This is a genomic window from Longimicrobium sp. (assembly GCF_036387355.1).
Lineage (GTDB): Bacteria > Gemmatimonadota > Gemmatimonadetes > Longimicrobiales > Longimicrobiaceae > Longimicrobium.
Genome location: NZ_DASVTX010000322.1, coordinates 1 through 8,129 on the forward strand (window position 1 = coordinate 1; position 8,129 = coordinate 8,129).

7 protein-coding genes are annotated in these 8,129 nt (G+C 71.4%); 4 read left to right on the forward strand and 3 right to left on the reverse strand.

The genetic code is table 11. The features are described from left to right. A partial coding sequence (locus VF665_RS14160) for a TolB family protein (RefSeq protein ID WP_331054084.1) occupies window positions 1–1,801 on the forward strand: 1,801 nt, incomplete at its 5' end. Window positions 1,802–2,476: 675 nt separating this feature from the next. Further along, entirely contained in the window at window positions 2,477–3,475 is a 999-nt protein-coding gene (locus VF665_RS14165) for a hypothetical protein (protein ID WP_331054085.1), read from the forward strand. Window positions 3,476–3,664: 189 nt separating this feature from the next. Here the strand turns inward: VF665_RS14165 and VF665_RS14170 are convergent, their stop codons facing one another. Together VF665_RS14170 and VF665_RS14175 are read right to left on the reverse strand one after the other, a co-directional pair. Further along, window positions 3,665–4,486 carry a DUF72 domain-containing protein gene (locus VF665_RS14170; RefSeq protein WP_331054086.1) on the reverse strand — a complete coding sequence of 274 codons (822 nt, stop codon included), beginning with the start codon at window positions 4,484–4,486 and terminating at the stop codon, window positions 3,665–3,667. Between the two features lie 75 nt (window positions 4,487–4,561). Further along, window positions 4,562–5,326, reverse strand: a complete 765-nt coding sequence (locus VF665_RS14175) for a phosphatase PAP2 family protein (RefSeq protein WP_331054087.1) — start codon at window positions 5,324–5,326, stop codon at window positions 4,562–4,564. Window positions 5,327–5,464: 138 nt separating this feature from the next. On the opposite strand from VF665_RS14175, the gene VF665_RS14180 reads away from it, so the two are divergent. Continuing rightward, window positions 5,465–5,692: a hypothetical protein gene (locus tag VF665_RS14180; RefSeq protein ID WP_331054088.1), complete on the forward strand. Its 228-nt coding sequence runs from the start codon at window positions 5,465–5,467 to the stop codon at window positions 5,690–5,692. Window positions 5,693–6,007: 315 nt separating this feature from the next. Here VF665_RS14180 and mpl read toward each other — a convergent pair whose 3' ends face one another. After that, entirely contained in the window at window positions 6,008–7,474 is a 1,467-nt protein-coding gene (mpl, locus tag VF665_RS14185; protein ID WP_331054089.1) for a UDP-N-acetylmuramate:L-alanyl-gamma-D-glutamyl-meso-diaminopimelate ligase, read from the reverse strand. A 134-nt stretch (window positions 7,475–7,608) separates the two neighbouring features. On the opposite strand from mpl, the gene arfB reads away from it, so the two are divergent. Next, the gene (gene arfB / locus VF665_RS14190) at window positions 7,609–8,046 is read left to right on the forward strand and encodes an alternative ribosome rescue aminoacyl-tRNA hydrolase ArfB (protein WP_331054090.1); all 438 of its coding nucleotides are present in this window, start codon (window positions 7,609–7,611) and stop codon (window positions 8,044–8,046) included. The last annotated feature ends 83 nt before the right edge of the window (window positions 8,047–8,129 follow it).

The following is an 8,129-nucleotide window of genomic DNA, read 5'->3' on the forward strand; positions in this document are numbered from 1 at the left end:
CTCGCTGGACGTGCCACCCATTGAGGTGTGGCCCCGTCCCCGAACCCCCATCGCCACGCTGCGGCCCGCGGGCGGAACGTACACCTACTCGCAGCCCCGCTTCATGGGCGACCAGCAGATGTTGGTGATCCGCGGCGTGCCGGGCGGCGGGGGCGTGCTGCGTCCGGAACTGTTCGTGTGGAACTGGCGCCGCAACACCATCCGCCAGGTGACGCGCAACGCCGCCATCCGCGCGGCCGACCCCGCGCCGGACGGACGCCGCGCGGCCGCCGTGCAGTGCCGCAACGGGTTCTGCGGCCTGGTGATGGTGGAGCTGCGCACCGGCGCGCTCACCACCCTGGCCGCGGGAACGACCGACCGCGTGTTCGACCGGCCGCGCGTTTCGCCGGACGGGCGCACGGTCGCGGCGGCCATGCAGGAGGGCGGGCGGTGGAAGGTGGTTGCCGTGGACGCGGCGGGCGGCCCCGTCCGCGTGCTGTACGACGACCCCGCCGCGAGCACGTACGACCCGGTGTTCACGGCGGATGGCGACTCGCTGGTCGTGGTGTCGGAGGCGGGCGGAATTCCCAACCTGGCGCGCATCGCCGTGGCGGGCGGCGCGCCGGAGCCGCTGACGCGGGTCACGGGGCTGGCGGTGGCGCCGGAAGTGAACCGCGCCAACGGCGACGTCTACTTCCTTTCCCTGCACGCGTACGGGCTGGACCTGCAGCGGGTGGACAGCGCCACGGCGCGCCCCGGCCCCGTCGTGCAGCTTCCCGCGGAGTTGGCGCCCGCCGTGCGCCGCGTCGCGCAGATCGCGCCGGACACCCTGGCCCGGCGCCCGGTGGGGCCGTCGTCCGCGTACGGCATCGGGCCGCGGTGGAGCAAGGCGCTCCCCTGGGGTGCGGCCAGCGCGGACGGCGCCACGGCGGGCGCCGCGCTCTACAACGCCGATCCCATCGGCCGGCTGTCGCTGCTGGCGCGCGGCGGATGGGGGAACGCGGGCACGGAGCGGGGCGCGTCCCTGGGCGGGACGTGGCGCGGCGCGCGGCCGTCCATTTCCGCCGAGGCATTCTTCATCAACCACGATCCGTCGCGGGTAGGCGGATACGCGAACACCGCGTTTGACGGGGACTACGCGGGCGCGGCGGTCAGCGCGCGGAATGCGTGGAACCGCGGGCGGCTTGCGCAGGAGTGGCGCGCGGGCGTGTCCGCCGGGCGCCTTGACCGGGCGGATGGGGACGCCGGCGCGCGGTCCTTCGTCTTCGGCCGGTACGCGGCCAGCAACGGCGGGCGCAGCGGGCCGTTCTCGTCATCCACGGCATTCTCGCTCAGCGGAAGCGCGGGGCAGACGGGCGATGAGCGGTGGGCGCGCGGACTGGCCGGGCTGTCGGTGGGGCTGGGCAGCGGGATGGCCGGCGTGCGCGTGGACGCGGCGTACGGAAAGCTGAGCGGCGGCGCGCCCGCGTGGGAGCGCTTCACCATCGGCGGCACGGGGCCGCTGCTGTTGGATGAGGCCGTGGTGTCGCAGCGGATCGGGATGCCGGGGCTGCGGTGGGGCGCTCTGGAGGGCGACGAGATGCTCACGTGGCGCGCCAGCACGGTGCTGGGCGGGGTGCGTCCGTACTACTGGGCCGGGAGCACGGACGGCACCTGGGAGCGGTGGCAGCGGATGATCGGCGTGGAGGCGTCCACGGCGTTCCCGGGGGTTCTCTCTGCCGGCCTCCCGTCGTTCCGCGTCACGGGCGGCGTTGCCTACGGCCTGAACGGCTCGTACCGCAACGACCTGAGTGCCTACGCCAGCATCAACTACACGCCGTGATCGCGCTGGGGGACTGAACTGAACAGCCCATCGCGGCTCCCCACCCGGGTTCGCAATACTCACCCACCCTCCCCCAAAAAGGACTGGGGGAGGGTTGGTGGAGCGAGGACTGGGTGCGCACGCCAGAGATCCACGCCGCCCAGGCTGAGCGACTGAAGTCGCCGCAACAACGGCGGAAAGTCCCCCAAACGGACGGGGGACTTCACCTGCACGCGGCGGACAGTCTGGCGTAGGAGGCGGTGGATCGAGCTGCGAGAGGCAACTGAGCGACTGAAGTCGCCGCAACAACGGCTGAAAGCCACACGATACTGCCGTGAGGCTGCCCCTGCGCGGACGACAGGTCTGGTGCCGAACGCCGCCCCCACGCTGAGGTCTCCCTTTCTCCCGCGTCAGCGGGGGAGAGGGCCGGGGAGAGGGGGCCTCTCCGAAAGCCCGGCACCTTCCGGAATGCACGGATCCGCTGTTCCCCCCTCTCCGCGCGGCTGTTTGCGCGGGGAGGGCTGGGGAGGGGCCCGCGCGCAGCGCGACCCCGCGCCGAAACCAAACGGGCCCCGCACTCGTTCTCATCGGCATGAACAACAACCCGGTGCAATCCACCGCTCGTTCCGCGCACGGCACCAGACGGACCGGCCCCGCCGCGCGCGGTCTTCTCGTCATCTACCCAGGGAGTTTCTCGTGAAGCGCGGTGCTGAGCGCACGGATGTGGCGGGAACGGGATCCGCTGACAAGGACGGGCTGATCCCCGATGAGCGGGCGCGGCAGGCGCTGCGCCGCGCCGCCGAACTGCAGGCCGAGGCCGCCGCGCGGCTGCAGGAAACCGCGCGCGGGCAGCTGACCGCCGCCATGGACGCGGGCCCGTCCACGGACGGGTTCCGCCGCCAGGACGTGGAGGCCGCGGCGGTGGAAGCGGGCATCTCGCCGGAGTACATCCGCCAGGCGCTGGTAGAGCAGGACGCGCTGGGCGAGCACGCCGAGGAACTGGCACCCTGGGTGGAGGGAATGGGCCGGCGCATGCTGGGCACCACCGCGCGCACGCTGGAGGTGTCGCGCGTGATCGACGCCGAGCCGGCCCGCGTGCTGGAGGCCATGCAGCGCGTGTTTCCCGCGCACCCGTACTCGCTCACGCTGGAAGACAGCATCGGGGGGCCGCCGCTGCAGGGCGGGGTGCTGGTGTTCCAGGTCCCCCAGATGACGCTCTCGACAGCCTCGGGATACACCACGTTCAGCTACACCGCCAAGGCTGTAGACGTCATCCAGATCCAGGCGACCCTGCGCACGGTTCCCGGCGGCCAGGGCAACCGGTGCGAGCTCACGCTTCGCAGCGACCTGCGCACCAGCACGCGGCGCAGCGTGTGGGCGGGAGCCATGCTGGCCGGAATGGGCGGCGTGAGCGGAGGCATGCTCACGGCCCTGGTCGCCGTGGGAACGGGCGGCGTGGGCGCGGTGGTCGCGGGGACGGCGGTGGCGGGAATGGCCGCGTTCACCGCCGTGAGCGGCAAGGGATACGGCGCGCTGTACCGCTACTACCTGCGCAAGATGACGGGCGAGCTGGAGCGCCTGCTCAAGGTGGTGGATGCCAGCGCGCGCACCGGCGGCGCCTTTCGCGCGCCCAGCGCCCCCGCGCTCAAGCCCGGCAGCGACGACGACGCCGCGCTCTTCCTGTCGATGATGTAACGGGGGAGAGCGCGCGTCAGGCTCCTGCCCTCCACGGCGTCCGTCGCGCACCGACCCTGCGCGCGAGCTGCAGTCCTCCCCCTCCGCGCGGCTGTTTGCGCGGGGAGGGGCCGGGGGAGGGGCCTTCGCGAGTTTCGCGCGCAGTCGCGCGGGATGACGGAAGCGGCGCGCGATGAGCCGGCGTGCCCGTCAAAAGAGGGAGATCTGCTCGCCCAGGGTGGACGGATCCACCGGCCGTGCGCCGAGCAGTTCCTGCATGCGGCGCGCGTTGGCGGGGCTGTGCCCGGCAAAGTGGTTGTTGAAGTAGCCGAACACCGTGGTTCCGTGCAGCGCCGTGCGCCCCAGCACCTCGCTCCATCCGCGGATCTCCTCCTCGCGGTCGAACTGCAGGTGCGAGTAGTCCACGATGTCGCGGTTGGGGCCCATCCACCGCACGTAGTGAAAGTCGGCCGTGGGCGCCGCGGCCAGCTCCGTCATTGTCTCGCGCGCGATCCACTTTCCGTCGCTCAGGGCCAGCGCCGCGCCGTTCGCCCGCAGCAGGTCCAGCAGCCGGGCAAGGATGTCGTCGCGCATCCACCGCTGCTGCCGCACCTCGACCGCAAAGCGAATGTCGCGCGGCAGGCGCTCCACAAAGCGCTCCAGCCGCCCGAATCCCTCCGGCGCAAAGTCCGGCCCCATCTGCAGCAGCACTGGCCCCAGCTTGGGCCCCAGCTCGCGGGCGCGGTCCAGAAACTCGTCCGCCACGCCGTCCGCGTCGCGAAGCTGCCGCTCGTGCGTCACCTCCTGCGGCATCTTGAGCGCGAACACGAACCCGTCCGGCGTGCGGTCCGCCCAGCCGCGCACGTTCCTGGACGGCGGGATGGCGTAAAAGGTGGAATCCACCTCCACCGTGGTGAACGCGCGGGCGTACGTGGATAGGAACGAGGCGGGGCGAGTGCCTTGCGGGTAGAACGGCCCCACCCAGGCGGCGTAGTTCCACCCCTGCGTGCCGATGCGGATGGTGCCGGACATGGCGGATACGGAATGGGTGCGCGACGCGGTTCGGCCCGGAAGGGAACACCGTGCACAGCGGCGCGCAAGCGGGGCTCAGCGCCCGCCGCGCGACTCCGCCCGGCGCAGCGAGGCGATGCAGACCGCCAGCCACGCGGCGCCCACGGCCGTCCCCGCCAGGATGTCCGTGGGCCAGTGCGCGCCCAGCCGCAGCCGCGCCGCCGCCACGATGGCCCACGCCATGGGAACGGTCAGCGACGCCAGCACGCGCTCGGAGCGCGACGGCGTGGCGCGCATCCACAGCCACGCCCACAGCCCGAACGCGGCCACCACCTGCGCCATGTGGCCGCTGGGGAACGAGTGCAGCGCGGGCGCCGCGATGCCGCCGGCGATCAGGTCCGGGCGCTGGCGGTTCCACATCATCCAGCCCAGCCCCACGATGAGGTCCACGCCGAAGTAGCAGGCCAGCACCGTAAGCGCGCGCAGCGGCCGGTGCAGCCAGCCGGCCAGCAGCGCCGTGCCCAGGATGAGCGGAATGAGGACCACCGAGTTGCCCAGCGAGTCCATCCACACCGCGTGGGCGAACGACGGGCCGGCGCCCTCGAACCAGCGCAGCCAGTCCGCCTCCCACGCCAGCCGCCCGGAGGATTGCAGGCGGCTCACCCACAGGTCCAGCGCAAGCACCAGGGCCAGGCACAGCGCCAGCCCGCCCGCCATCCACCGCAGCCAGGTGCGCGGGGCCTGCCGGGGCAGCTGCTTCCACGCGTCGTGGCCGCGCAGCATGGCCAGGCGCGGGCCTTCCACCAGCAGCCAGCGGCCGGGACGGATGCGGTGTCGCGGCGGGTCGGATTTCTGCGGCACGATGGGTTCTGGCCGGGTTCAGGATGATTCCCGGCCGCGGGGCAAGACGAATACCGGAGCGATCTGAAACTCGCGGGCGGGTTGCTCCGTATCACCCTCCGTCAGCACGTTGCGGGGCATTCACCGGGAGCATGGACGATGGAAGAGAGAAGCAACTTCGAGACGGTCCTCAAGTGGGTCGTGATCGGCATTCTGGCGATCGTGGCGGTCAAGATCGCGCTGACGGTTCTGGGGATCGCGATCGGCCTGGCCGGCTTCCTCTTGTTCACCGTGCTGCCGCTGGTGCTGGTGGTGTGGCTGGTGATCAAGGCGGTGCAGTGGCTGGGCCGGCCCAAGGACGGCGGCTACCCCACCGGCGGACTGTAACCCTCCGCGGATCCGGCCGGCTGCCCCCGGCGCGGCCCGCGGAGTCCCGATCTTCGCAACGCGAACTCTCGCCCGGCCCCCCGCCGAGGCGAGTTTTCGCGCATCCCCGCGTCCGGGCCGGTGGTCGGAAACAGCAAACGGCAACTGCCCTCACGCGGGGGACGCGGAGGACAAGGACGTCGCGGGGTAGAACAGACGGGGGTGATCCGCGACTCCATCCGTTCCGGGCCACGAACATCGAACGAGGGGGATGGAACCGACCGGTTTCATCCCCCTCGCCGTTCCCCCTATTCCCTATTCCCTATTCCCTATTCCCTATTCCCTGCCGTCCCCCAAAGCTTCCAGCAGCTTCCCGTGAATCCCCCCGAAGCCGCCGTTGCTCATCACCAGCACCACCTCGCCGCCCTTCAGCTCCGGCGTGATGCGCGCCACGATGTCGTCGGGCGAGGGGATGAAGTCGGCGGTCTTGCCCTGGCCGCGCCACCCCTCCACCAGCTCATGCGGGTTCATGGCCGTGTCCTCGGTGTAGCGCTCGGGGTGGAAGAGGCCCGCGAGCACCACCCGGTCCGCCGAGGCGAACGATTCGGCGTACGCCTGCTGAAATTCGCGGCGCTGCGCCGTGTAGCTGCGGGGCTCAAAGATCGCCACGATGGGGCGCCCGGGATACCGCTGCCGAACGGCCTGGATCGTCTCGCGCACGGCCGTGGGATGGTGCGCAAAGTCGTCGATCACCGTTACGCCGCGCGCCTCGCCGCGCACCTCCATGCGCCGCTTCACGCTGGCGAACGTCTCAAAGCCGCGCAGCACGCCCGCCTTGTCCGCGCCGATGGCTTCCGCCGCCGCGATCACCGCCAGCGCGTTGCGCACGTTGAAGGCGCCGCTCAGCGTCGTCTTGACCTCGCCCCACACCTGGCCGTCGTGCAGCGCGGTAAAGGTCGTTCCCTGCTCGCCGAAGCTCACGTCGCGGGCCGTCCACCGCGGATGCTCGCCCGTGGCCTCGCCCTCGTAGCCGAACGATTCGATGGGCGCGTGCGACCGGGGGCCCAGCTCGCGCATGATGGGCGAATCCCATCCCGCCACCAGCGTACCGTTGCGCGGGATCAGGTTGATGAACCGCTCGAACGCGAACCGGTACGCGATCTCGTCGCGGTAGATGTCGGCGTGGTCGAACTCGATGTTGTTGACGATGGCCGTGACGGGCAGGTAGTGCCACATCTTGGGGCCCTTGTCAAAGTACGCCGTGTCGTACTCGTCGGCCTCAATGACGAAGTACTCGCTGTCCGTGAGCCGGAACGAGCTGCCGAAGTTTTCCGCGATCCCGCCGATGAGGAACGACGGGTTGAGCCCGGCGGATTCCAGGATCCACGCCAGCAGCGACGTAGTGGTCGTTTTCCCGTGGGTGCCTGCGACGGCGAGCACGTGTCGGCCGCGCAGCAGCTCGTCTTTGATGACCACGGCGGCGGCCGTGTACAGCATCCGCCGGTCCAGGACGGCCTCCAGTTCCGGGTTGCCGCGCGAGATGGCATTGCCCACCACCACGATGTCGGGGTTCACGTCCAGATTGGCGGGCGAGTACCCCTCCGCGTAGTGGATGCCCAGTTCCTGGAGCTGGGTGGACATGGGCGGATACACGCTCTCGTCCGAGCCGGTGACGCGGTGCCCGGCGGCGCGCAGCAGGCCGGCCAGCGAGGCCATGGCCGTACCCCCGATGCCGATCAGGTGGTAGTGGCGCGGCTGCGGATGGGGGGCGCCGGTACCGGGCGCGGATGCGGGCTGGGACATCTCGGTCAGTTCCTCCGTTCGGGGTGGCGGCAGGGCCTTTGCCAGAGGCGTGCCCGGCGGCTGCGGCGTAGATTGCCGCATCGCACGCCCGCAGGCAACGTCCGCGGCCACGCGGCTCTCCCAGACGGTGCTCCATGTCCGAAGATACGGTTCTGCAGATCAACGACGCGCTGTGGATTCCCCGCGCGGAGCTTGGATACAAGGCCACGCGCTCCGGCGGGCCGGGCGGGCAGCACGTGAACACCAGCTCCAGCCGGGTGGAGCTGACGTGGAACGTGCAGGGCTCGCCCAGCATCACCGACGAGCAGCGCGCGCTCATTCAGGAAAAGCTCGCCAACCGCATCAGCGGCGAGGGCGTGCTGCTGATTGCCGCGAGCGACGAGCGTAGCCAGCACCAGAACAAGGAGTTGGTGACGGACCGCTTTGCCGAGCTCATCCGCCGCGCGCTCATCGTACCCAAGGCGCGCAAGAAGACGCGGATGCCGCGCGCGGCCAAGGAGGCGCGGCTCAAGGACAAGAAGCAGCGCTCCGCCACCAAGCGCAGCCGCGGCGCCATCCGCGCGGACGAGTAGGGCGGCAGCGCGGATCGCACGACGGCCGGAGGTGGCGCGGGCTGCGGCCCTCACCCGGCCGCGCCCTCACCCGGCCGCGCTGA